This window comes from Cobetia sp. L2A1 (assembly GCF_009796845.1).
GTDB lineage: Bacteria > Pseudomonadota > Gammaproteobacteria > Pseudomonadales > Halomonadaceae > Cobetia.
Genome location: NZ_CP047025.1, coordinates 361,454 through 385,837, shown reverse-complemented (window position 1 = coordinate 385,837; position 24,384 = coordinate 361,454). Strand labels below are relative to the sequence as shown.

The 24,384-nt window shown below is 58.6% G+C and carries 24 protein-coding genes and 1 pseudogene; 8 read left to right on the top strand and 17 right to left on the bottom strand.

Going from position 1 to position 24,384, the window contains the following annotated elements:
- Positions 1 to 78 precede the first annotated feature (78 nt).
- The 4 genes from ccmD to ccmA all read right to left on the bottom strand — a co-directional run bounded on the left by ccmD (position 79) and on the right by ccmA (position 2,609).
- Positions 79 to 258: a heme exporter protein CcmD gene (ccmD, locus tag GQR90_RS01815; RefSeq protein WP_158772637.1), complete on the bottom strand. Its 180-nt coding sequence runs from the start codon at positions 256 to 258 to the stop codon at positions 79 to 81.
- A gap of 3 nt (positions 259 to 261) precedes the next feature.
- Entirely contained in the window at positions 262 to 1,026 is a 765-nt protein-coding gene (locus tag GQR90_RS01810) for a heme ABC transporter permease (protein ID WP_158775234.1), read from the bottom strand.
- Positions 1,027 to 1,179: 153 nt separating this feature from the next.
- Positions 1,180 to 1,905 carry a heme exporter protein CcmB gene (gene ccmB, locus GQR90_RS01805; protein ID WP_158772636.1) on the bottom strand — a complete coding sequence of 242 codons (726 nt, stop codon included), beginning with the start codon at positions 1,903 to 1,905 and terminating at the stop codon, positions 1,180 to 1,182.
- The gene (gene ccmA / locus GQR90_RS01800; protein ID WP_442778533.1) at positions 1,902 to 2,609 is read right to left on the bottom strand and encodes a cytochrome c biogenesis heme-transporting ATPase CcmA; all 708 of its coding nucleotides are present in this window, start codon (positions 2,607 to 2,609) and stop codon (positions 1,902 to 1,904) included. The genes ccmB and ccmA overlap by 4 nt, the downstream gene beginning before the upstream one ends.
- 536 nt (positions 2,610 to 3,145) lie before the next feature.
- On the opposite strand from ccmA, the gene GQR90_RS01795 reads away from it, so the two are divergent.
- Both GQR90_RS01795 and GQR90_RS01790 read left to right on the top strand, forming a co-directional pair.
- Positions 3,146 to 3,625, top strand: a complete 480-nt coding sequence (locus GQR90_RS01795; protein WP_158772635.1) for a LexA family protein — start codon at positions 3,146 to 3,148, stop codon at positions 3,623 to 3,625.
- Between the two features lie 85 nt (positions 3,626 to 3,710).
- Positions 3,711 to 4,337, top strand: coding sequence for an IMPACT family protein (locus tag GQR90_RS01790; protein ID WP_158772634.1), 627 nt, complete (start codon positions 3,711 to 3,713; stop codon positions 4,335 to 4,337).
- A gap of 349 nt (positions 4,338 to 4,686) precedes the next feature.
- Here the strand turns inward: GQR90_RS01790 and GQR90_RS01785 are convergent, their stop codons facing one another.
- Both GQR90_RS01785 and GQR90_RS01780 read right to left on the bottom strand, forming a co-directional pair.
- Positions 4,687 to 5,508 carry a hypothetical protein gene (locus tag GQR90_RS01785; RefSeq protein WP_158772633.1) on the bottom strand — a complete coding sequence of 274 codons (822 nt, stop codon included), beginning with the start codon at positions 5,506 to 5,508 and terminating at the stop codon, positions 4,687 to 4,689.
- Between the two features lie 777 nt (positions 5,509 to 6,285).
- Positions 6,286 to 6,459 (bottom strand): annotated as a pseudogene (locus GQR90_RS01780) (hypothetical protein); the annotation flags it as partial.
- 168 nt (positions 6,460 to 6,627) lie between these two features.
- On the opposite strand from GQR90_RS01780, the gene GQR90_RS01775 reads away from it, so the two are divergent.
- On the top strand, positions 6,628 to 7,539 hold the full coding sequence (locus GQR90_RS01775; protein ID WP_158772632.1) for a LysR family transcriptional regulator: 912 nt from the start codon (positions 6,628 to 6,630) through the stop codon (positions 7,537 to 7,539).
- Positions 7,540 to 7,766: 227 nt separating this feature from the next.
- On the opposite strand, the gene GQR90_RS01770 is transcribed toward GQR90_RS01775, so the two are convergent.
- The 4 genes from GQR90_RS01770 to GQR90_RS01755 all read right to left on the bottom strand — a co-directional run bounded on the left by GQR90_RS01770 (position 7,767) and on the right by GQR90_RS01755 (position 11,020).
- On the bottom strand, positions 7,767 to 7,973 hold the full coding sequence (locus tag GQR90_RS01770; protein ID WP_024952115.1) for a cold-shock protein: 207 nt from the start codon (positions 7,971 to 7,973) through the stop codon (positions 7,767 to 7,769).
- A 216-nt stretch (positions 7,974 to 8,189) separates the two neighbouring features.
- The gene (locus tag GQR90_RS01765) at positions 8,190 to 8,648 is read right to left on the bottom strand and encodes a lipocalin-like domain-containing protein (RefSeq protein WP_158772631.1); all 459 of its coding nucleotides are present in this window, start codon (positions 8,646 to 8,648) and stop codon (positions 8,190 to 8,192) included.
- Positions 8,645 to 10,306: an ATP-binding protein gene (locus tag GQR90_RS01760; RefSeq protein ID WP_158772630.1), complete on the bottom strand. Its 1,662-nt coding sequence runs from the start codon at positions 10,304 to 10,306 to the stop codon at positions 8,645 to 8,647. The genes GQR90_RS01765 and GQR90_RS01760 overlap by 4 nt, the downstream gene beginning before the upstream one ends.
- Before the next feature lie 3 nt (positions 10,307 to 10,309).
- A complete protein-coding gene (locus GQR90_RS01755) occupies positions 10,310 to 11,020 on the bottom strand; it encodes a response regulator (RefSeq protein ID WP_158772629.1) in 711 nt (236 codons plus the stop codon).
- 524 nt (positions 11,021 to 11,544) lie between these two features.
- Between GQR90_RS01755 and GQR90_RS01750 the strand changes: the two genes are divergently transcribed.
- The 3 genes from GQR90_RS01750 (at position 11,545) to gnd (ending at position 17,080) form a co-directional block, all read left to right on the top strand.
- Positions 11,545 to 14,448, top strand: coding sequence for a ribonucleoside-diphosphate reductase subunit alpha (locus tag GQR90_RS01750; protein WP_158772628.1), 2,904 nt, complete (start codon positions 11,545 to 11,547; stop codon positions 14,446 to 14,448).
- Between the two features lie 248 nt (positions 14,449 to 14,696).
- Positions 14,697 to 15,929, top strand: coding sequence for a ribonucleotide-diphosphate reductase subunit beta (locus GQR90_RS01745; protein ID WP_158772627.1), 1,233 nt, complete (start codon positions 14,697 to 14,699; stop codon positions 15,927 to 15,929).
- A 167-nt stretch (positions 15,930 to 16,096) separates the two neighbouring features.
- Positions 16,097 to 17,080, top strand: coding sequence for a phosphogluconate dehydrogenase (NAD(+)-dependent, decarboxylating) (gnd, locus tag GQR90_RS01740; RefSeq protein WP_158772626.1), 984 nt, complete (start codon positions 16,097 to 16,099; stop codon positions 17,078 to 17,080).
- Positions 17,081 to 17,178: 98 nt separating this feature from the next.
- Here gnd and GQR90_RS01735 read toward each other — a convergent pair whose 3' ends face one another.
- From GQR90_RS01735 to GQR90_RS01710, 6 genes are all read right to left on the bottom strand, one after another.
- Positions 17,179 to 17,709, bottom strand: coding sequence for a retropepsin-like aspartic protease family protein (locus tag GQR90_RS01735; protein ID WP_158772625.1), 531 nt, complete (start codon positions 17,707 to 17,709; stop codon positions 17,179 to 17,181).
- A complete protein-coding gene (locus GQR90_RS01730) occupies positions 17,706 to 18,203 on the bottom strand; it encodes a hypothetical protein (protein WP_158772624.1) in 498 nt (165 codons plus the stop codon). The genes GQR90_RS01735 and GQR90_RS01730 overlap by 4 nt, the downstream gene beginning before the upstream one ends.
- Positions 18,204 to 18,229: 26 nt before the next feature.
- Positions 18,230 to 18,877 carry an ankyrin repeat domain-containing protein gene (locus tag GQR90_RS01725; RefSeq protein WP_158772623.1) on the bottom strand — a complete coding sequence of 216 codons (648 nt, stop codon included), beginning with the start codon at positions 18,875 to 18,877 and terminating at the stop codon, positions 18,230 to 18,232.
- A 292-nt stretch (positions 18,878 to 19,169) separates the two neighbouring features.
- A complete protein-coding gene (locus tag GQR90_RS01720) occupies positions 19,170 to 20,534 on the bottom strand; it encodes a sensor histidine kinase (RefSeq protein WP_158772622.1) in 1,365 nt (454 codons plus the stop codon).
- Positions 20,531 to 21,238, bottom strand: coding sequence for a winged helix-turn-helix domain-containing protein (locus GQR90_RS01715; protein ID WP_158772621.1), 708 nt, complete (start codon positions 21,236 to 21,238; stop codon positions 20,531 to 20,533). Before GQR90_RS01715 ends, GQR90_RS01720 begins: the two co-directional genes overlap by 4 nt.
- Before the next feature lie 91 nt (positions 21,239 to 21,329).
- Positions 21,330 to 21,788: a PepSY domain-containing protein gene (locus GQR90_RS01710; RefSeq protein ID WP_158772620.1), complete on the bottom strand. Its 459-nt coding sequence runs from the start codon at positions 21,786 to 21,788 to the stop codon at positions 21,330 to 21,332.
- Positions 21,789 to 22,014: 226 nt separating this feature from the next.
- Between GQR90_RS01710 and GQR90_RS01705 the strand changes: the two genes are divergently transcribed.
- Both GQR90_RS01705 and GQR90_RS01700 read left to right on the top strand, forming a co-directional pair.
- Positions 22,015 to 22,809 (top strand): hypothetical protein, encoded by a 795-nt coding sequence (locus tag GQR90_RS01705; RefSeq protein WP_158772619.1) that lies wholly within the window; start codon positions 22,015 to 22,017, stop codon positions 22,807 to 22,809.
- A gap of 304 nt (positions 22,810 to 23,113) precedes the next feature.
- Positions 23,114 to 23,467, top strand: a complete 354-nt coding sequence (locus GQR90_RS01700) for a hypothetical protein (protein ID WP_158772618.1) — start codon at positions 23,114 to 23,116, stop codon at positions 23,465 to 23,467.
- 106 nt (positions 23,468 to 23,573) lie between these two features.
- Here the strand turns inward: GQR90_RS01700 and coq7 are convergent, their stop codons facing one another.
- The gene (gene coq7 / locus GQR90_RS01695; protein ID WP_233266387.1) at positions 23,574 to 24,239 is read right to left on the bottom strand and encodes a 2-polyprenyl-3-methyl-6-methoxy-1,4-benzoquinone monooxygenase; all 666 of its coding nucleotides are present in this window, start codon (positions 24,237 to 24,239) and stop codon (positions 23,574 to 23,576) included.
- Between the last annotated feature and the right edge of the window lie 145 nt (positions 24,240 to 24,384).

Genomic DNA, 24,384 nt, shown 5'->3' with positions numbered 1-24,384 from the left:
CAGGGCAAGGGACAGGCAAGGAAAACAGGAGGTAGACACCTCCCGCCAACTGACCGTCAGCGGGAGGGCGAAAAGGCATCAGCGGTGGGCAGTCTCACGACGCATGCGACGACGAATATCAGCTTCTACACCACGACGGGACAGTCGTGTGGAGATCACCAGACCGATCAGACCTGCGGCAGTCATCCCCCAGGCCGACCACACATACACCGCATGACCACCCATGGCGAAGAAATCGGCAACACTCGCAAAGGCCATCGTTCAACGTCTCCCGTCATTGGCTGGTGTCGTCACGACACCCAACAGTGTACGCACCCATTGCTTGCCGTTTTCACGCCTCAGGATCTCGACCCGCGCGCGCATCACTACCAGTGCCGTAAAGCAGACATAGAAGCCGATGACCATCATCAACAAGGGGATCCACATGCTGGCTGGCATCGGCGGCGCTTCGCTCAACGAGAAGGTGGCAGGCTGATGCAGTGTGCTCCACCAGTCCACCGAATACTTGATGATGGGAATATTGACCATGCCCACCAGCGCCAGAATCGAAGCGGCGCGTGAGCCGCTGTCACGACTGGCGAAGGCACCGCGCAATACGATCACGCCCAGATAGAGAAAGAGCTGGATCAGCATCGAGGTCAGACGGGCATCCCAGATCCACCAGGTACCCCAGGTAGGAATCCCCCACACTGAGCCGGAGAACAACGCCAACGCGGTCATCAACGCACCGATAGGCGCGGCGGCAGTGGCGACCATATCCGCCAGCTTGATCTTCCAGACCAGAAAGATCACCGCGCAGGCCGCCAGCAACATGAAGCACGACTGGGCGAGAATGGCCGCCGGCACATGCACATAGATGATGCGGAAGCTGTTGCCCTGCTGGTAGTCCGCGGGAGCGAAGGCCAGCCCCCAGACACTGCCGATGAACAGCAGGATGATCGCCAGCGCCCACAGCCACGGCAACCACCGTGCACTCATCGTGTAGAAGATCGCGGGCGTGCTCATGCGGTGCAGCCACGGCCACAAGCCGCCCTTGCGGGGGCGCACTGGGCGCGAAGGCGCAGCGCGCGGGGATTGATGAGAGTCGGATTCGACGTTCACGCGGACCTCATGTCAGGGTTCTTGCCGATACGTGACGCAAGGTCACGTGTCGCATTGAAATCGAGTGATCGCATCAGTTCACCCATTGATGCTCAAGCGCAGACCAGCAGCAATCGCCAGCGGCGCAAGTGTTAGAGCTAATGCCAACATGGCGCCCAGAATGGCCAGATGTGGAAGACTGGGCATACCTGCGGCGGCGCTTTGTACCGCCCCCGCACCAAAGATCAGTACCGGGATATACAGCGGCAGGATGATTAGTGACAGCAACACACCTCCGCGACGCAATCCCACCGTCAACGCTGCACCGATCGCACCGATCAACGACAGGCTCAGGCTCCCCAGCGCCAGTGACGCCATCAGCACGCCGAAAGCGGCACTCGGCAGCCCCAGCATCACACCTAGCAACGGCGCCATCAGGGCCAACGGCAGCCCGGTCAGCAACCAGTGTCCAGCCACCTTGGCCAGCACCAGCAGCGCCAGCGGCTGTGGCGTCAACAATAACTGCTCAAGACTGCCGTCATCGAGGTCCTGCCGGAACATCCCGTCGAGAGACAGCAAGGTGGCCAACAACGCCGCCACCCATACCAATCCCGGCGCCAACGTCGCCAGCAATGCCTTGTCCGGCGAAATACCCAGCGGAAACAGCGTGATGACCAACGCAAAGAAAGCCAGCGGGTTGATCAGTTCACTGCGCCGGCGTAATGCCTGGCGGAGGTCGCGCTTGAGCGTCGCCGCCAATGCCGCACCCAATGAGGCTGAGACAGGCGCACTGTCCGTCAGCGGTGTCAGTAGCTCGCGCTTCATGCAGCCCCCTCATCAAGCGCTTGCCCGTTGCCATCGCCTTGGGTACCGAGCTGTACCCGCCGCAATCGCGACGGATCCGAGAAGCGGTGGTGGGTAGTCATCACCACGCTGCCGCCACGTTCAGCATGCGCCAGCAGTAACTGCTCCAATGCTTCGACGCCTTGCGTATCTATCGCCGTAAAGGGTTCATCGAGCACCCACAAGCGCCGTGGCGTGAGGTGTAAGCGCGCGAGCGCGATGCGCCGCTGCTGACCAGCGGAAAGCTGCTGGGCCGGTACATCCTCAAAGCCTTCAAGACCGACTGCCGCCAGTGCTGACCACGAATCCTCCTGCGGGTCACCGCTGACGACTCCCCCTAACGCCTGATACCAGGCCAGGTTCTCAAGTGCCGTCAGCGCCCCTTTGATGCCGGGCTGATGGCCCAGATAAAGCAGTGAACCCAAAAAATCGCTACGTACGCGAGACAGACGCTGCCCTCGCCAGTACACCTCGCCCTCATGGTCGCTGAACTGACCCGACAGAATCTTGAGCAACGTGGTCTTGCCACTGCCGTTAGGCCCCTCGATCTGCAGGATATCCCCGCTGGCCAGCATGAAATCAAGTTCCCGAAACAACCAGCGCTCATCACGCTCACAGCTCAACGCCTCCACCGCCAACAGGGGCGGCGTAACAGGCATTGCATCAGTAGCAGGCTGAACGGACATCTCGGAATCCCGATGCTGGCCAGTCGCGGAGCACGACGACAGTGACGGAGTACAGCGAAGGTGATGAACGCATGTCGATCACCGGCCGCCATTCTACGAGCTGAGATCAGTGCTGACCACCGATGTGCTTCTTCAGCATGAGCACACTACACTTTTTCTCACCACGTACCGCAAGAGTTGACAGCAGTGCTCGCTCAGGATGGCGTCAATGATCTGCCTAAAACATTAGTTAAAACTGATGAAAGTTCACACGACACACCCTTGGCTAAATATCACCCCCGACATTCTTCCCTATTGCCTCACCGCGAGAGCTTGCTATGATGCAATCACTGTATACAAAAACAGTATCCATACAGTGTTTGCATCGCATGCCTGCCAGGTCGCAGGCAGCAGACTGATCGGGTCGGCTCCATCGCGCTGTCATCATGCTCGCAGAGCCTAGCAGGCCACAGATGAACTTAGCCTGACGACCCTCCACGCTGCACCTCAGGTCGACGCGCATACCGCACCGACCGCATGGCACCAGGGGATAGCTCATGTCACCACTTCATGCTCCGCACTACCTTCAGCGTCTTCATAATCTGCCGCTCAATGATGCAGCCTGGGAAGAAATCGACGCCTGCCAGCTGATGGAGATTCCGCTACTGGGCAACATCACTGCCGGTGTACCCATTGAAGCTATCGCCGATTGTGGCACTGTTTCCGTACCATCACGCATGGTGCGCCGTAACACCTACGCCCTGCGCGTGCGTGGTCATTCGATGATCAATTGCAACATCCATGATGGCGACATCATCATCATCGAGCGCAGTGAAAGTGCCGAGAATGGCGAAACGGCCGTGGTCATGATCAACCAGCAGGAAGTTACGCTGAAAAAGCTGTATATCGAGAAAACCGGTGTCCGCCTGCAACCGGCCAACGACAGCATGGCCCCCATCTATCTCAAGAATGCGGATATTGAAGTGCTCGGCATGGTGATGGGCGTCGTGCGCGGCAATGCTGCCGTCACCCATTGATGTCATGCATCAAGAGCGCAGCCACAAGTGCCGCTCGGACAGCGAACGCCGCCCAGCCCACGGCTGGCTGAGGTAAGATGGCGCGATGAGCTATCTGATACCTGCATTGGCGCCCGAGGCGCATCACGAACATAGCATCGAAATCGAGAAGAGCCGCTTCATCGCCTGGCTCGCGCTTGCCCCCACTCCTGACGGCATGGCCCGATTGTTGGCACAGGCGCGTCTCGTACATCCCAATGCGCGCCATCACTGTACTGCCTTCATTGCCGGTGCACCGAATGAACAGAATGCGATCGGCTTTTCCGATGATGGTGAGCCTGGCGGTACGGCAGGCCGACCGATGTATCAGGTGCTTGAAGGCAGTGGGGTTGGGCAGGTGGCGTGTGTGGTAATTCGCTACTTTGGCGGCATCAAGCTCGGCACCGGCGGCTTGGCACGCGCCTATAGCCGCGCGGTACTCGAGGGACTTGAGCAACTGCCAACCGCTACCTTTACACCACGCACCCCACGCCGCCTCAAGATCGGCTTTGCTCTTGAGGCCGACGTACGTCACTGGCTGACTGGTTACGAGGTACCGGTGGAAGGCAGTGATTATGTTGCCGATGGCGTGATACTGACGGCGGGCTGGCCTACCAGTGATACTCCGCCACCGCTGGAGGAATTGCGTGCTCGCCTCAAGGGGGCGCTGGAGGTCATCGACGAGACGACGTGAACACCTACCTGCCATCACACCGATGCCTGCCTGCCATATACATCGCTGCTACACACAACAACGCCGCCCCAGAGGGCGGCGTTGTTGTGTGTAGCAGATGTGGCTCAGGAGTAATTACAGTATTTACAGCGTATCCACGAAGCAGACCAACCGGCCCTTGCGGCATGTAGCTAAAGGTCTCGCCTGCACGTAGCACGCGATCAAATCATGATGCGCCAGTGAATGCGAGCGACCAGAGTCTTCTAACACTCGCACGAATGATGCGATCATCATAAAAGAATTAATTCGTACGAAAAGCGAAAATTATTGCGTACATAACATGATAAAAACGAATGAACCGGCCACTAACTCAATAACGAAACGCCTCGCCACATCCATCCAGTGTACGGCCATCCAGCGCCAGACTTGCCGTGAGAGGGTAAGGCGCGCCCTGCATGGAATCAAAGCAAGCACCCGGTGCAACCGAAAGCTGCAGGCGCTTCACATTACCTGCTGACTTTGGCAATACGGCCTTGAACACTCGCCCACCATTGCCATCTTTTTCTACACGATAAGGTAACGTCACCACTGTCGCCGCCGGAGCGATGACATCAGGGATTGCATCCGCGACTGAGTCATCCACAAGCGCATTGGAATGTACGACGGAAACCTTCCCTGAGGTATCTGCGGATGGAGCCACTGAGCTGCCATCATCTGACAATGTCAGTAGACCAGCAGAAGCCGTCAACGTCAGTAGATTGTGCGCGTCATCCAGACTGACCTGCCAACCGGGCTCATTGCCCTGCGTCACCAACAACGGTTCACTGGCCATCGGACTGATCACACGACGATCATCCCGTATGCACTCCAGCCTACCGCGAGCATTAAGCAGCGTGGCTTGCATACCCTTGAACCAGACTTCAAGCCCCTCTTCTCCGCCCTTCCCTGCGTCGCTCTCCACTACATGCTCTGCTGCTGCCGCTGGTACTTTCCCGGCATTCTCTGCGGCAGCACTTACGCTGGCAGTGCTGTCTTTCGCCACGCTTCCTGCCACAGCACCGGCTTGATAGCGCGCACCCGAGGCACTGACGACCCGCCCCAGCGTGTAGGCATGCTGCCGAGACCACAGACGCAACCAGTCATGGGACACTTTGGCCCCCTCCTGCGCAGCCTTCTCTTGACTGAACGCCATCAGCAGATCCTGCGCGGGAGTGCAGCGCCAGACCTGATATTCCTGTGCGTTTACGGGTGGCAGAAAGGTTGAGGGCAACGTAACTGCAGGTGCTCGCCCGAGATCTTCGGCACTGGGGGCCGGCGGCACAGATGATCCAGCTGACTTGCGGACGACCGGCTGTGGCTCTTTCGTCGGTGCTGGCACCTCAAGTGGCATCGTGCTGTCACCTGAGATATTTGCAGTATCGTGACTCCAAGGTAACGAGGTACAGCCCGTCAGTATCAAGGCAATACCCGCTAGCGCAAAAGGTGCTGTCGCACTCAGCTGAGAGCGAGCATGCGCAGCAACGCTACGGGAAACAGGTGCAGCAACAAAAAAATGATAGCGCTGACGGGACATGAGCCCTCCCTGGGCGTACCTGAGTGCAGAATGAAGCGCATGACTCCTTGAAACGGAGTACGCCACGCCTGGACTCGAAGGCGGAGATGACGACACCGTCCTGGCGCGTCTTGTAGAAAGTCTACCAAGACCCGCACGCCTTGTGGGCCTGCCGAATCAGACAATTGCGAGTTAGCCTTACAAGAGAGGCAGACAGGGCACTCACGGGACCACGTTAGTCGTGCACGATATCGTTGTAGAGACCTTCCCTACATCACCCTCATCAGCTTCACCCTGGTAGATTGCAGCCGGTGACATGCAGGCTCATAGGCTTGCTGCCATTCGGTTGGCAAGCCCTGCGCCAGAGCTGGTTCAACCAGCTATATCCACTCGACATCCCGCGTAGCAAGAAGCTCCAACAGCGTGAAGCAGACCTGGCGTAGTGACATTCACTACCTGTTCGTAGCAAGCAAAGTCGCCGACGGTAACGAAGTCGCGATCAGCACCACCTCTCCAATAAGCTTCGACGGCTTTCTTGAGCTCAGGGTCAGCACCGATACGCGGATAGCCAAGAGTGTGAGACAGTGTCATGGGTGTGCTCCAGCAGCAGCGGCCTTGGGCGGCATCATCCATGTCCAGAATGGCTTCCTTGTCCGCCTTTTCAGCACTAATGCACTTAAGCGATTGACCTCAGTCGCGCTTCCGCCAAAAATTGAATAAAACTAACTAATCCAATCATAAACATGAGCTGCACTCATCATGCTTGAATTGCGCCATCTCCGTACTCTGCTGGCTTTACGCGACGCCGGCTCGCTGGTCGAGGCTGCCGAGCGCATCCACCTCACCCAGTCTGCTCTCTCGCATCAGCTGAAAGATCTTGAGGAACGGCTCGGCACACTACTGTTCGTACGCAAGACGCGGCCGGTAGAATTCACTCGTGCAGGTCAACGACTGCTATCACTGGCAGAGCAAGTTCTGCCGCAATTTCGCATGGCGGAGCGTGATATCGCACGCATGGTCGGCAGTGAGCAAGGCCGCCTGCATATGGCCATCGAATGTCATAGCTGCTTCCAGTGGCTGATGCCGACTGTGGATCGCTTTCGAGACCATTGGCCAGAAATTGAAGTCGACATTCCTTCGGGCCACAGCTTTGCACCACTGAATGCGCTGGGCCGCGAACAGCTGGACCTGGTCATCACTGCAGACCCAGTGGAAATGACCGGCATTCGCTACATCCCGCTATTCCGCTACGAGGTCATGCTGGCCGTCGCCCGACAGCATGCGTTGGCGGTCAAGGGGCATGTTGCACCTGAAGACCTGCGCGATGAAGTGTTGATCATCTACCCGGTCGAGCACGACCGACTCGACGTCTTCACCCAGTTCCTGGAACCCGCCAACGTTTCTCCGCGCGAGATACGCACCGCCGAGATGACCGTAATGATGATGCAACTCGTCGCCAGCGGTCGTGGTGTCACGGCGCTGCCCAACTGGGCACTGACCGAATATCTGTCGCGTGACTACGTACGAGGGCTATCGCTGGGTGATGGTATCTGGGCAACGCTCTATGCCGCTGTCAGAGAAGATCTACTAGGTACCCCGTGGATGGATGACTTTCTGCGTACTGCCCGCGAGACCTCCTTCGAGGTGCTTAACGGCGTGAAGCCTGCCTGATACCTTGCAGGTCGAGATCAAAATCAACCGTTCTGAAAAAGCCCGCCATGCCCGTAATGACTACGTGGCATGGCGGGCTTTTTGATGTCCGCTAGACGGCATGATGCTACTCCAACCCATTTACCAGGAGTCTTTTTCAATAGACACAAAAAAACCGCCCCAGCATAAGCTGGGGCGGTTTTGACATCTATCATCTCACACGGAGAGAACTCCGCATTGAGTGATAATCAGTCGACAGCCTTGACGTTGGCTGCCTGCAGGCCTTTCTGGCCTTGGGTGACGTCGAAGGAGACCTGTTGGCCGTCCTGCAAAGTCTTGAAGCCATCTGCTTGAACTTCGGAGAAGTGAACGAACAGGTCGTCACCGCCGTCAGCCGGAGCGATGAAACCAAAACCTTTAGCGTCGTTGAACCACTTAACTGTACCGGTAGCCATGAGAAATATCCTCTCTGATGAGCATGTTTAATTTAAACGGGCGTTACCCGAAGAGCGTGGGCAAAGCAAAACCATGCATCAAATCAGCGAGGCATTTCGGCGCGCTCAAGGCGTGAAACCGAACTGCGCAGGCGACTGAGTGGTGCGTCTTGCTATCCAACAGACGCTACTATGCACCTCAACCTACCCTGACGTCAAGCCTTCTTGTGAATGAATTCAATGACCCGGTAATCGCTGCCACTGCAACCGGGTCAGGAAGCCGCCTTCAGGCAGCTGAAGGTTCGGGGCATCGGTACCCAGGAACAGGCTGCCGTCCTTGAAGCTGACACGTCGATTGAGCGTCACATCATCCCAATCCGCGATAGTCGCCAGCGACAACTGATGGCAAACCTCTTCCCTTTCGGCATCCCAGTGCCAACGGCCGCAGTAGGCAAACCCCTTGCGGAACGCTGTTACCAACTGATCATCGGACGGCGCGGTACCCAGTGACTGACGTTCACAGGACACCAACTGCACGCTCATGTAACCATTGGCAAGGTAATGCAGCTGCCCCTTGCAGGCGCCGAGGGGCTCAAGTTCCTTGCCATCCGGCCAGGCATACCAGAAACGTTGCAGCTGCCATGAACCGATCAACTCGGGATGCAAACGTGCCGTCGGGACTGAGGCGTCCATCATGCGTCCTCCTTTATATCAGCCAAGGTGGGTAGAACCGGCGGGAGCACTACTGGCATCTCGCGCCCCAACTTACCCGACTTGCGCGGCAACAACAGGCTGAAGCACGCGCCCTTGAGCGTCTTGCCGTGATCTACCACGACACTGCCGCCGTGTGAGTGCATGATTTTCTGAACGATGGATAGCCCAAGGCCGTAGCCACCCGAGGCACGTGTACGTGAATCATCCAAACGCGCAAAGGGCTTGAAGACCTTCTTGCGATCATCTTCGGCCACACCTGGTCCGTCATCTTCAACATCGAGACGTATCACTTGCGGGTCACTCGTGATGCGCACCAATACACGAGAATCAGCATGGCGGCAGGCATTGGAGACAAGGTTCTGTAATGCTCGCTGTAAATAGCGTGCCTCCGCCTCTACCTCGAATGACTCACCTTCAATACTCAACAAGAGCTCTGGATGCAGTGGAGCCAGTGTCTCGCATACCTGCTCTGCCACCTCACGGCAATCCACCAGGGTCATGTTGAGCTGAATGCCTGCCGCATTGTTGAGACGCGCATAGGTCAGAATCTCGTCGATCAGCTTGTCGAGCTCCTCGATGTCACCGTCGGCACCCTTTATCTGTCGAAGCACGAAGTCGTCGTCGACCATGTCTTCGATCATCTGCAGCGCAAAGCGGATGCGCGCCACCGGCGTACGCAACTCATGAGAGACAGCGCGAATCATGTCTTGCTGAGCCCCCAACAGCCCCTGCACACGCTCTGCCATGCCATTGAAGGCCATGCCAAGTCGGCCCAGGAAGTCATTGGACTCAATACGTACCCGCGTATCGAGATACCCCCCGGCGATGCGTGTCGCTGCCTTCTCCAAACGTGTCAGACGCGCTTCAAGCGATCTCACGACGAGATAGATGACGCCCCCCAACAAGGTAATGACGGCCAGCACCATCGCCGCGATCAGCGCGGGAGGCGTGGTCTCGAAACCACGCAGCGGCCCGACCTTAATCAGCGTCTGGCTCCCCAGCCGTGCATAAAGTGCCATCGCCCGGCCATGGTTGGCGACATTGAGCACTACCCGACCAGCATTGATACGACTGGTCTGCTGGGCATCAAGGGTGTCTGGCACATCCGGAAGCTGCGCAAACGATAGGCCAGAGACCTGCTGCAACTCCGCCAGCATATCGGCACGTTGCTCAGGCGCTAGCGGGAGTAACGCATCGCGGAGCAAGTCCATCAGGCCGCGCAACTGACGCTCGGCCAGATGTAGCAGCCGAAGCTCCAGCACTTGATGCTCGCCCGGCACCTGCATCAACAACTGCCAGCCCGTATCAGCATGCGCTCTGACCAGTGGCCGCCCAGCGTCAAGGCGTCGTTGCTCCCACCAGCCAAGATCAAAGACCTCGGCAGGTGCCAGTAAAAGACGCGCGTCCAACACGCCGGAGAGACGAGCGAGAAACTCACCCCGCTCCGCCTCAGGCGTAGTAGATACCTGCTGAGTCAGCAGCGTCATCGGTGCTGCACCCAGATGAGTCTGGTAGGCCTCTAGCCGAACCATGTTGGTCAGCTGGAAGCCACCCAGTGCAACCCCTAACGTCAATACCAGCGCCAGGAGCAACGCCATGTAGACGCGCAGGAAAATGCTGTCGGACAGGGCACGCCGCATAACTCAGAGATCCTTGACGAACAGGTATCCCTTGCTACGCACCGTCTTGATCCGCACAGGATGATTGGGGTCATCGCCAATCTTCGGCCGAATACGCGAGACTCGCACGTCGATGGAGCGATCCTGGCCGTCATACTTGATGCCGCGTAGCGCTGAGAAGATTTCTTCTCGCGTCAGTACACGACCCGCATTGGATGACAGCAGCCACAGCAGATCGAATTCGGCGCTGGTCAGCTCGATACGCTCACGTGACAGCCACGCCTCACGCGTCGCGTTGTCGATTTCCAGATCATTGAACACCAGACGGGTCTCGCCTGCTGATGCTTCCGGACCATCGGCACGACGCAGCAGTGCGCGCATGCGCGCCAGCAGCACACGAGGCTGAACGGGCTTGGGCACATAATCATCAGCACCCATCTCAAGCCCCAGTACCTGATCCATATCATCAGTACGCGCGGTCAGCATCAGGATCGGACCCGAGAACTGCGGACGAACACGGCGACAGATGGAGAGCCCATCCTCGCCCGGCAGCATCAGGTCGAGAATCACGAGGTCAGGGCGCAGACTGATGATCAGGTCGACTGCCCGTCCGCCGTCATGTTCAACACTGACACGAAAATTATTCGCTTCGAGATACTCACGCGTCAGTGTTGCTAGACGCTCGTCATCTTCGACAATCAGTACGTGTTCTTGCGCATTGGTATCCAAGGGCATTCCATCCGCATCGTTGGGTCGCGTGGCAGGAACTCACAAGCAGTTACTGTCCTGTGCCACGTCGTAACCTTTTCAGGGTGATTTGTCACGAATGATACGCCAATTTGCGCGTTTACGCGCCAGCGGAGCAGACGCTAGGTGGATTGATGAAGCGCATAAAATTTAACACTCAATGTCTTGACATCGCCTGTCCACGGGACCGGATTTTCAACCACATGTTACCCACAAGTTATCCACTTGCACGTCCCCACAAACAACACTATCTTGTGTCCAAATTCAGATAACACCCCATATGTAGGGTTTTGGCGACGTCAGCGCCCACAGGCTACGCCGACAATTGTCAAGACCCGAAAGCACTAAACAGCGCATGAAATATCGCCGAGCAATGTGCCTCCGGGTCCACTATCAGCGGTAAGTCCCAGGCCCAAGCGGTCGATTCAGGGCAGAGACAACACACTACTTGGCCGTTTGCGAGGCACGATGATATTTTCGCCTCGCAAAGCCTAATACGACAGGAAGGCGTCATGGACACCACTACCAGCACCGATCAGGCAGCAGTCGATCTAACTGCACCCCAGCGCCTGCGCGTCATCAAGCGCACCGGCGATGTTGCGGCCTTTGACGCCAGCAAGATCTCCGTCGCGCTCTCCAAGGCATTCATCGCCGTGGAAGGCGATCAAGTCGAGTCCAGCTCGCGCATTCGCGACATGATCCAGCAGCTGACCAGCCAGATCACTGACGCCTTCCAGCGCCGCATGCCTGATGGTGGCACACTGCACATCGAAGACATTCAAGACCAGGTTGAGCTGGCATTGATGCGTTCTGGCGAGCACAAGGCAGCCCGTGCCTACGTCCTGTATCGCGATGAGCACGCTCGGGCCCGCAGCGCGCAGAACGACGGCATCGCCAAGCCGCATCCGACCATCAATGTCACCCATCTCGACGGCACCGTGCGTCCGTTGGACCTCGGCCGTATCGAGACGCTGGTCTTTGATGCCTGTGCTGAGCTGTCCAACGTCGATGCCCAGAAGATCGTTGATGACTCTCTGAAGAATCTGTACGACGGCGTGCCGATTGATGGTGTGTCCACTGCGCTGATGATGACCGCGCGTACGCTGGTCGAGAAGGATCCGAACTACACCTACGTCACCGCCCGCCTGCTGCAGGACAACCTGCGCCGTGAAGCACTTAGCTTCCTCAAGGTGGCTGACGAGGCAACCTTCGGTGAGATGAAAGAGCACTACCCGGTCGCCTTCAAGGCCTACATCGAGAGCGGCATCGCCTTCGATCAGCTGGACGTGCGTCTGGCCGACTATGATCTGGAGCGCCTCGGCGCGGCCATTGATCATTCGCGTGACAATCAGTTCACCTATCTCGGCCTGCAGACCCTGTATGACCGTTACTTCCTGCACCAGAACGACGTGCGCTATGAACTGCCGCAGGTCATGTTCATGCGTGTCGCGATGGGCCTGTCCCTGAACGAGGAAGACCGCGAAGGCCGTGCCATCGAGTTCTACGAGCTGCTCTCCAGCTTCGACTACATGGCTTCTACCCCGACACTGTTCAACGCCGGGACGCGTCGTAGCCAGCTGTCCAGCTGCTACCTGACCACCGTGCCGGATGCTCTCGATGGCATCTACGGCGCCATCCGCGACAACGCCATGCTCTCCAAATGGGCCGGCGGCCTCGGCAATGACTGGACACCGGTGCGTGCGCTGGGCTCTTACATCAAGGGCACCAACGGCAAGTCTCAGGGCGTCGTTCCCTTCCTGAAAGTGGTCAACGACACTGCCGTGGCCGTCAATCAGGGTGGCAAGCGCAAGGGCGCCGTCTGTGCCTATCTGGAAACCTGGCACATGGACGTCGAGGAATTCCTCGACCTGCGCAAGAACACCGGCGATGACCGCCGTCGTACCCATGACATGAACACGGCCAACTGGGTGCCGGATCTGTTCATGAAGCGTGTCTTCGATGACACCGACTGGACGCTGTTCTCTCCCTCCGACTGCCCAGACCTCCACGACCTCTACGGCGCGGCCTTCCAGACCCGCTATGAGCAGTACGAGGAGATGACCCGCGTCGGTCAGATGAAGCTGTTCAAGCGCGTCAAGGCACGTGATCTGTGGCGCAAGATGCTCTCCATGCTGTTCGAGACCGGCCATCCGTGGATCACATTCAAGGATCCGTGCAACATCCGTAGCCCGCAACAGCACGCCGGTGTCGTTCACTCGTCCAACCTGTGCACCGAGATCACCCTCAACACGTCTGAGGAAGAGATCGCGGTCTGCAACCTGGGTTCAATCAACCTGGCCCAGCACGTCATTGACGGCAAGCTGGACGGCGACAAGCTGAAGAAGTCGATTCGAACGGCAGTGCGCATGCTCGATAACGTCATCGACATCAACTACTACGCCGTGCCGCAGGCGCGTCGTTCCAACATGCGTCACCGCCCGGTGGGCCTGGGCATCATGGGCTTCCAGGATGCGCTCTACGCACAGTCGATCGCCTATGCCTCTGAAGCGGCCGTGACCTTCGCTGATGAATCGATGGAACTGGTCAGCTATCACGCCATCGAAGCTTCCAGTGATCTGGCAGCGGAACGTGGTCGTTACGAGAGCTTCGAGGGTTCACTGTGGAGCCAGGGCATTCTGCCGATCGATTCCATCGAGAAGCTCAAGCAGGAGCGTGGCGAAGCCTACATCGAGATGGACGAGAGCCAGACGCAGGACTGGAACTACATCCGTGAGAAGGTTCGCAGCCAGGGCATGCGTAACTCCAACGTGATGGCGATCGCGCCGACCGCGACGATCTCCAACATCTGTGGTGTCTCACAGTCCATCGAGCCGACGTATCAGAACCTGTTCGTCAAATCGAACCTGTCTGGCGAGTTCACGGTGGTCAATGCCTACATGGTCAACGACCTCAAGGCACGCGGCCTGTGGGACGAAGTCATGATCAATGACCTCAAGTACTACGACGGCAGCGTGCAGCCGATCGAACGTGTCCCACAAGACCTCAAGACGCTGTATGCCAACGCCTTTGAAGTCGAACCGAAGTGGATCGTCGAAGCGGCTTCACGTCGTCAGAAGTGGATCGATCAGGCGCAGTCCCTGAACCTGTACATCCAGGGCGTCTCAGGCAAGAAGCTGGACGTGACCTACCGCATGGCATGGTTCCGTGGCCTCAAGACCACCTATTACCTCCGTGCTCTTGGTGCGACCTCCGTGGAAAAATCCACTGTCGACCGCAGCAAGCACAACGCTGTTGGCAACGACACGGCAACAGCACCGGCCGTCCCTGCTCCGGCAGCACCGGCACCAGCGGCGCAAGAACCGCGTGGCATCGAAGATTTTCTGAAAGGCAAGAGCGGGCAGCGTGCGCCCTCCGCCAGCACCATCGACGAACTCGGTTGCGAGTCTTGCCAGTAAGCGAATGACTTGCTGTCTCCGATACGACCCTGTGTCGGAGACAGTCTGCGGCTACCTACCAGGGCCGAGCCCTGCTCGGTCCTGTGCCGTCACTAACTATCATCGCCTCCTGACACCTCTCGGCCTGCCTCCCTTGCATCACACGGAGACACGCGACCCGATGGCGCCTGCGTCGCAGAACGCACCGCTCACGCTTTTGCGCCACGCTGTTCACCCGCGTGGCCACCAACGAACACGAGGAACGCAACATGTTGAACTGGGACGAATTCCACGAAGACGAAACCCCGACCGCTGAAAAGCCTGCCGCCGCCAAACCGGCTGCTCCGGCACCGACCGAAGCGCCGATCGCGGTCGAGAACAGCGAAGGCTACGCGGTCAGCGACGCTGACCGTATCGCGCGTGCCCAGAAGGCACTGGACGAGCTGGATATCGCCAAGGGGCTGGAAGAACTGGAAATGGGTGCCCAGCGCATTCATGTTGACGAGAAGCGCATGATCAACGCGCGTGCTGACGTCAACCAACTGGTGCCTTTCAAGTACGACTGGGCATGGCAGAAGTACCTCGACGGCTCCGCGAATCACTGGATGCCGCAGGAAGTGAACATGAACGCGGACATCGCGTTGTGGAAGAGCCAAGACGGCCTGACCGACGACGAGCGTCTGATCGTGATGCGCTCGCTGGGTTACTTCTCCACCGCTGACTCGCTGGTCGCCAACAACTTGGTACTGGCCGTCTACAAGAACATCACCAATCCGGAATGCCGCCAGTATCTGCTGCGTCAGGCCTTCGAAGAAGCGATCCACACTCACGCCTACCAGTACTGCATCGAGTCACTGGGCATGGACGAAGGCGAAGTCTTCAACATGTATCGCGAAGTGGATTCCGTCGCACGCAAGTCCGCCTGGAGCCTCAAGCACACCCAGGCCCTCGGACGCGCTGACTTCCAGACCGGCACCACCGAAACGGATCAGGAATTCCTGCGTAACCTGATCGGCTTCTACGCCGTCACCGAAGGCATCTTCTTCTACTGTGGCTTCTCCCAGATCCTGTCCATGGGTCGCCGCAACAAGATGACCGGCGTCGCCGAGCAGTTCCAGTACATCCTGCGTGACGAGTCCATGCACCTGAACTTCGGTATCGACGTGATCAACCAGATCAAGGTCGAGAATCCGCTGCTGTGGACTGCCGAGTTCCAGGACGAGGTCACCCAGATGATCCTCGAAGGCACCCAGCTCGAGATCGAATACGCACGCGACACCATGCCGCGCGGCGTACTGGGCATGAACGCCGCCATCATGGAAGAATATCTCCACTTCATCTGCAACCGTCGCCTCGCACAGCTGGGCCTCAAGGAGCAGTTCCCGGGCGCCAAGAATCCGTTCCCGTGGATGTCCGAGATCATCGACCTGCGCAAGGAGAAGAACTTCTTCGAAACGCGCGTCACTGAATATCAGGTTGGCGGCGCCCTGAGCTGGGATTGATCGCTGATCGCCCCACTCACCGGCTCGCGCATTAAGTGAATGCGCGCACCGACTGAGCGCCTCAACGGGCCATGTCATTGATATGGCCCGTTTTTGCGTCCAGCGCCTGCACAGGGTAGGCTTCGCGCCGTCCCGCCTCTCCCCGGCTTCTCGTGAAAGGAACGAACATGCAACTCGGTATCATCGGACTCGGCCGCATGGGCGGCAACATCGCTCGTCGCTTGATGCGTAATGGCCACGACGTCGTCGCACACGACCGTGACGTTACCATCGCTCAATCGCTTGTGGCTGATGGCGCGACTCACGTCGAAAGCCTCGCCCAGCTGGTCGAGCAACTCGACGCACCGCGCGCGGTGTGGGTCATGCTGCCCTCTGGCGAGATCACCGAGCAGACCATCGCCGCATTGGCTGACATCATGGAAGCGGGCGACACCATCATTGATGGTGGTAACACCTTCTACAAGGACGACCTCCGCCGCGCCGCGACCCTGAAAGAAAAGGGCCTGCACTATGTCGATGTGGGCACGTCCGGCGGTGTGTGGGGCCTGGAGCGTGGCTACTGCATGATGATCGGTGCTGAGAAGGCCGTTTTTGACCACCTCGAGCCGCTGTTCGACTCCTTGGCGCCGGGTTACGGCAACCTGGACCGTACCAAAGGCCGCAATGCGCCGGACGAGCGTGCTGAGCGTGGCTACATTCACGCAGGCCCGGTCGGTGCCGGTCACTACGTCAAGATGGTGCACAACGGTATCGAGTACGGTCTGATGCAGGCGTATGCAGAAGGCTTCGAGCTGATGCAGAGCAAGGGCTCCGCCGACCTGCCGGAAGACCAGCGTTTTGATCTCAACCTGGCCGATATCGCCGAAGTCTGGCGCCGCGGCAGCGTCGTGTCTTCCTGGTTGCTCGACTTGACCGCACAGGCACTGGCCGGTGATGAGCGTCTGGATCATTACAGCGGCGCCGTGTCTGACAGCGGTGAAGGCCGCTGGACCATCGATGCCGCCGTCGAACAAGGCGTTGCCGTGCCAGTACTGGCCAACGCCTTGTTCTCGCGCTTCAGCTCGCGCAAGGAAAACACCTACGCCAATCGCCTATTGTCCGCGATGCGCTTTGGCTTTGGTGGTCATGTCGAGCCGCCGAAGAAGGACTGATCCTGCCAACTGAGATTTCCTTGGCATGACGCAGAACGCCCCGCACATGATGTCATGAGCGGGGCGTTTTCATTTAAGGCCCCTACCAAGCAGCGATGCTAGCGTAAGGGCAGGGTCAGCTGCATCTGCTGGCCACGCATGGTGATGTCGAAGCACCTCAGAAAGCTCATCCCCAGCAGCACTACCTCATCATGCATACCTGGCACGATGGCGCCTCGCACCTCTCGCTTCGTCAATCCCGACAGACTCACCTCCTCCAGCATGGTCAAGGCGCCATGACTGACACCATTGGCGGTCGTGAAACGGGCCTCTCGCCCTCTGGTCAGGTGTAAACGCTTGGCCAACGCATCGGAGACGGACACATAGGTCGCGCCGGTATCGAGCAGGAAGGTCACGGCCTCACCATTGATCTCACCAGGTGCCACGAAGTGGCCAGCGCGATTTCGCGTCAATGTCAGGGGCTGTTGCGCGGAAAGCGACTGGCCTGCCAGTGCGGCATTGGGGTGCTTGCGCTCCTCAAGCTGTCCCTGAAACCACCACACCAACATGGCCAGAATCAGCCCCCAACACAGCACCAGCATGCCGACACCGTAACGCCGAGTCGCTCCGTCATTGTCAGAGCGGCTCATCCGCCATCGCTACGTAGCAACAGTCGAATCGCTACCAGACACAGCGCCACGCCCAGTGCGAACGGCACACCGATCAGCCAGCCACGCGCACTGGGGAGGCTCGCCTCATGCGGAGCGCTACGCCGATAGGTAAGCACGACACTCTCCCCCACAGCGGGGGTCGGTGACGGTACCGCCAGAGGAGAGATGTATTCATGCCAGCCGCCGCGCTCATCCTGGTAGCGCACCACGGGAGCGTACTGAATGGCCTCGATATTGAAGCGCCCGCCCGGTGGCAAGCCAGCCATCGCCAGCGCTTCATCCTCGCTGAGTTCACCACCCTTGGGTAGATGAATTCGCCCGCGTCCCTCCACGCTCAATGCGCGGTCGTGATTGATCACCTCTCCCGTCACCTGCACGCCTTCGCGGGCGAGTGACTGAGCATATTGCCAGCGATACCCCCCCAGCAGCAGCAAGGCAACACCGATCATCAGCAGTCCCCATGGCACGATCATGCGACGCTCCTCATGGCCACCAACCGTCACGTTTGATGAGGCGTCGGCGGCTGAACCTCATGCGCAATACCCCGCTCCTGCCCACCGGCCGCTTCCAGCATTTCACTCACCACCTCGAACTTTCGCCAACGTGCATGCGCGAGTGGTGTCACCCCTTCACCATCCGCCAGATTGACGTCAGCACCATGAGCCAGCAGATGCTGCACGACCTGCTGATAGGCAATGTCACCATCGCCCAGCAAAACCGCCTCGGTCAGTGCAGTCCAGCCGAGCTTGTTCTGGTGATCAATATCAATGGAAGTCTGCTCCAGCAGCAGCTCACAAATTGCGCCATGACCGCGCTCGCTCGCTGACATCAGTGCAGTGGAGGAAAAACGATTGAGCACAGTGGCCCGGGCACCATGCGCCAATAGGCGCTCAAGACAGCCCTGATGGCCCAAGGCTGCTGCCGTCAACAGCGGTGTGTCATGCAGCGCATCTGCCTGCTCGCAGTCAGCACCCGCCGCCAGCAGCGCCGCAACAGCTTCGGGTTGATTGGCCTGTACTGCCACCATCAGTGGTGAACGGCCACGATAGTCGATGTCATTGATGCGCTCCCGCGCTTGCGGTTCAGCCAATGCCTCAGCCAGCCCCACTAGATCGCCGTGCTGAGCACACATAGTCATGTCCTTCATCACCACCTCCTGACGCCCGACGTGTCACATGACACCTGTCTGACAGACTATTCGATCCTGAGCGTGATCGTTAGCATTCGCAGAAGGAAGATCTTCTACGGTAACGATCTGCAGGTATAAAAAAAGGCGCTCCCGAAGGAGCGCCTGTTTGTCATCACCGCAAGACACGGCCGACAAGACTTTGAAACGAAGCCCGCCCGGCTGCCAGCCGGACCATCTCAGAGTACGCCGCCACTGACATAGCCACCAATTATCTATCGGAATGGTAACAATAGCGAAAAGCCATGATGCATCATGTCGTCGGCTGCGCTCCCACTAGCGGTGACGTGGGCAGCCAGACCCTCGCCGCCAGGCCACCCAGCGATGAGCGCATCAGGCACAGCTCACCGCCATATAGCGCCATCAGGTCATCAACGATCGCTAGACCCAGCCCTGAGCCGGAACGCCCTTCATCAAGGCGCGCCCCGCGGCCGAGAGCCTCTGAGCCCTCTTCATCCGTCATGCCCGGGCCATCATCCTCGATGATCAACAACACGCCGCCATCGCGAGTCTCACTGCTCACTCGGACTTCTTTCTGTGCCCACTGCAGTGCGTTCTCAAGCAGATTGCCGACCATCTCCTGCAGGTCCTGCGGATCAACACGCACACTGGCATCATCCTCAAGCGCCAGACTAAGCGTGATGCCGCGACGGCCAGCGAGGCGACCCAAGCCATCAAATACCGGCCCTGCTGCGTCACGCAAGCTGATACGCCCACTCAGATGCGCGCCACCAGCCGCACTCGCGCGGGCCAGGTGGTGACGTACCGCTTCATCAATTCGGCGTAGCTCAGCATCGATACGTGCGCGGTCATCTCCATCAAAGCGCTCGGACTGCGCCTTGAGTACGCTGACTGGCGTCTTCAGGGCATGTGCCAGATTTCCCGCGGCGGCACGCCCACGCTCGATGAGGCGCTGGTCACGCTCCAACACGGCATTGATGGCACGCGTCAACTCGGCAAGCTCTGGTGGCAGGCGTGTCTCCTCGAGACGCTCCGCCTCGCCGTCAGCCACCCGCTTGAGGCGTGAGCGCAAACGTCTGAGCGGCGCCAGACCCCAGCTGATCTGCGCCGCAGAGCCACAGGCCAGCAGTGACGCCAGCGCCACCAGTGCCCCCGCGAGCAACCACTCGAAGCGCGCGACCTCAGCATCGACCTCACTACGGCTGGCAGCGACCATCACGTGCAGTGGCTGATTACGCCCAGGCAGGCGAATGTCACGCTCAATCACGCGCAACACCTGATGACGAGGCCCTTCGAGGTCACGACTCTGCACGACACCATTGCTCATGTCTTCCAGCGCTGGAAGACGCTGGTCCCACAGCGAGCGCGATGTCAGCACATTGCCGTTGCGATCGGATATCTGCCAGTACCAACCGGAATAGGCTTGATCAAAGCGCGGATCACCCAGCGAGCGAGTCAGCCCGGGACGACCTTTTTCACGGTCAAACTGAATCGCTGCAATCAGCACCTTCGACAACGATAACAGTCGCTGATCGAAGGCAGTGGTCACGGCATCACGGAAGCTCCACGCCAGCCCAAGACCGGTCAGTGGCATGACAATCAATGCAATGACCAGCGAGCCACCGAGTAATCGGCGGCCGACTGATAATGGCTTCATGCGTCATCGCCATTGTCATGTGATGCCTTCACTTCCGACTCAGCGTCCGGATCGCGCAGGCGATAGCCACGCCCACGCAGGGTTTCGATGCGCTCGGCACCCAGCTTGCGACGCAAGCGACTGATCTGTACATCGATGACATTGGAATCAGGTTCGTGGTCTCGGTCGTAAACGTGCTCGACCAACTCAGAGCGGCTGACCACACTAGGTACGGCATGCATCAGGTGCATCAACAGGCGAGTTTCTTGTGCCGTTAGCGAGACCGGGCGCCCGGCCAAGCTGACGGTACCACCATGGGTATCACAGGCCAGATCCCCCAGCTTGAGTACCGGATGCGCATGGCCGCGAGAGCGACGTACTAGCGCACGCAGGCGGAAAATCACCTCAGCCGTCTCGAAGGGCTTGGTGACATAGTCATCAGCACCGGCCGAGAAGCCCGCCGCCTTGTCAGACCAGCGCTCACGCGCTGTCAGCACCAGTACCGGCACTTCGACGCCGGCCTCACGCCACTGCGCCAACCAACGGGTGCCATCACCGTCCGGCAGGCCTAAATCCAGTACCACCGCATCGTAACGTTCGGTCTGTACCAGAAAGTCTGCATCACCACCGGTGGTAGCGTGCTCGACCAGCACATCCGCTTCACTCAGACGCGCCATCAGCGCTTCTGCCAGCGGCATATCATCTTCAACCAACAATATTTTCATCAGCTTTCGAGCTCCTGACACAATCGGCGCCCTGACGCCAACGCAGCATTGCTACGCTCAACGTAGGAAATATCACTAAGCATAACGCTCATCAGGGTGACCCGGCACTCTCGTTTCCAAGGCTATCATCGTCATTGGACAACGTACCGTGAGCATGACGACGCATGGCATCCAGGTTGATACCACGGACTTCGCGCAGACTGCCATCGGTAGCGCGCACGGTGAACTTGGCCATCTGCCCCTCTGGACCAAGCATCTCGACCTCATAGATCAGCTCGCCATGACTCTCGTCCAGCTCCACTTCGACCACTTGCCCCAGCCAGTCACGCTCAAGGCCGTCGAGTAGCTGAGACAACGAGATCACGCGCCCGGCTGCCACTTCATCATGCAGACTTCGCCAGCGCTCACTGTCACACATCGCAATCTGCGGAAGTGCCAGCGAACCGACCAGCAAGCCCCCCAGCCCGACGCACAACCAGCTACGCCGCTGCCAGAACCGGCCCAAACGCGCTACCTTGCGGGTATCAGGTGCCTTGCGAAAAGTCTGCATGGAGAAGGACCTATAGGAATGCGGCTATGCATGCTGCGCGCCGGAAAAAGAGATACCGAGCGGAGAGACAGGAAGGCTGATGAAGGGATAGCCAATGACAACACGCCCGTATGACGCAAAGACTGACAGGGCGCAATGAACCTCAGATGAATTCAGCTCTCAGTCTTGCGCAAGGTCACCTCTGCCATGCTGCCTGACATGCTCACCCATCCATGAGGAGGAGTCCATGTCCACATTGTCTGCATCACATGCCGCTCGGTCAAAAGCCGCACAACCGGCAGCCCCACGATCGCGAGCCGCCAGTTTCTGGTTGGGTGGGCGTTCCTCACAGGGCTTGCGTCATGGGCTTGGCGTTGGCGCACTAGGTCTGATGCTGGGCTCAACTCCCGCCTATGCCAATGGCATCGAAGACCTCCCGATCCGCCATCAATTGAACGCATCGGGACTCATGGCAGGCGCTGGCAACACGACGCAGACAGATACCGCTGACAGCAATAGTGTCAAGGAACATGGTGCCAAGAAAAATGGTGCCTACGATGATGCCACATGGCTCTCCGACGACTCCTCAAGCAATGCCAGCACTGCAACCGTGTCTTCCGGGCTCGCGCCGGAGCTACTGACACAGATGATGATGCACGCCAGCCGTCAGGGCATGCTGCAATTCAGTGCCATGGACATCGGCAATGATCACGTGCAATTCACCGGATGGGGCAGAAGTGGCTGGGAGATGGAGCTATCCATCAATCTTGCTGATGGAGAACTCATCAGCGAGGCGCTTCGCAAGGCATCTCCCACAACAGATGACAACGCACTTGATCGCGACAATATGCGCGAGACCTTGAACTTTGCCGCAAGCGACGGCATTAAAAGCATACAGACGGTGGAAGTCGACGCTGATGGTATCTTGATAAAAGGCTTGGACCATCAGGGCCAGCCCCAGCAGATGTCACTGAACATGCCACTGCCGGGTGGTACTACCAGCCTGGCAAGTACGCTGTCTCTCAATCCCGGTTACCGGTAGATGAATGGCAAGTGCAGTCGAAAAACAGATCATGATCAAGGCTGACAGGGTAGAGAACGTGTCAGGTAACGCGGCAAGTTCCACGACAGACGCTGCGGCAAACCAACATACCAACGCCGAACAGCCTTGACGACAACGGTACTAGCTTCGATGCTGGTAGTATAAGACAGCAGACAGCATGGCCAAGACATGCATGAGTCTGAACAGTCCCCCATTCCGGTCCGATACCCCCGACCATCCACGTTTACCTATCGGATCATCCTTGCCCAGCCTAGCGGCCCGGCATCTATAGCGGAGAATCACTATGCAAGGTCAACAACACAACACATTATGGAACCATGCGCGTCAGTGGCAGGCCAATGCGGGCAATCAGCGCCCTTCCAAAGGCCTATCCGGGCTCAAGCTAGTCGCAGCTTGGGTCATCGGCAGCATCCTCATGGTCTTCAGCCTGTTTGCCGCGCTAGTCATGATGGTGCTCGGCATCATCATGCTGCCCTTCATTCGTCGCCGCATGAAGAAGCGCATGAGTGAAATGCAGCAGCGCATGCAGGAAGCCCAGGACAAGGCCAATGGCCGACAGAACTACTCACGCAACGAAACCCGCGAAGATGGCACCGACGCTACCACCCTGGATGGCGAGTATCAGGTCAAGAATTAACCTCTACCCCTGACTTTATCCCGAGTGCGGTACCGCACGGATGCAAGAAGGCCGCCCATGGGCGGCTTTCTTCATGTCAGCGATTTACCGATGTCATCCGCATGGCCTACAGCCGATAGACACTGGCTGTCATCACCTTTGACATGAGCCGCATGGCACTCTTGAGCGGGCCGGGGAAACGATGACCACCGGCCTCCAGCGCCCACTGCTCATGATGCGCTTCGTCGATTTCCATCTGACGCAGTACCGCACGCGAGCGCTGATCGCCCTGTGGCAGCGTCTGCTGGTGCGCCGAGAGGTGCTCGCCTACCAACTCTTCGGTCGCTGCGACAAAGCCAAGGCTGACCTTGTCATTGATGGCGCCTGCTGCTGCACCAAGTGCAAAGCTCGTCATGTAGAACAGCGGATTGAGCAGACTAATGTTGGCATCCAGTTCGACCAGGCGTGCATCGCACCATGCCAGATGATCAATCTCTTCTTGGGCTGCCAGCTCCATCTGACTGCGGATCTCCGGCAGACGAGCGGTAAAGCCCTGCCCTTGATACAGCGCCTGCGCACAGACCTCGCCCGTGTGATTGATCCGCATCAAGCCAGCAGCATGCTGACGCTCTTCATCACTGATCTCGTCATCGCGGATATCACCAGCGGGTGATGGCCTGGACGGTTGGGCAGCGTGAGGCACGAGAGTTCGCAGCACGGTATCAAACTGCTGGATCAACTGATCAGCGCGACTGTGACGGCGCTGCGTCTGAATAGCATCGGGGTGCGGCATATGAAGCTCCTGCGCTATATAAGCAATGCCCTCATCTTACGCAAGCCATCGACTGACGGTAAGAGGCAGGATGTCGCCGGAAGGGTGAGAGACATCTTTTCTCACGATAATTAAAGAACCGGCGATAACACCAAGGTGTCATCGC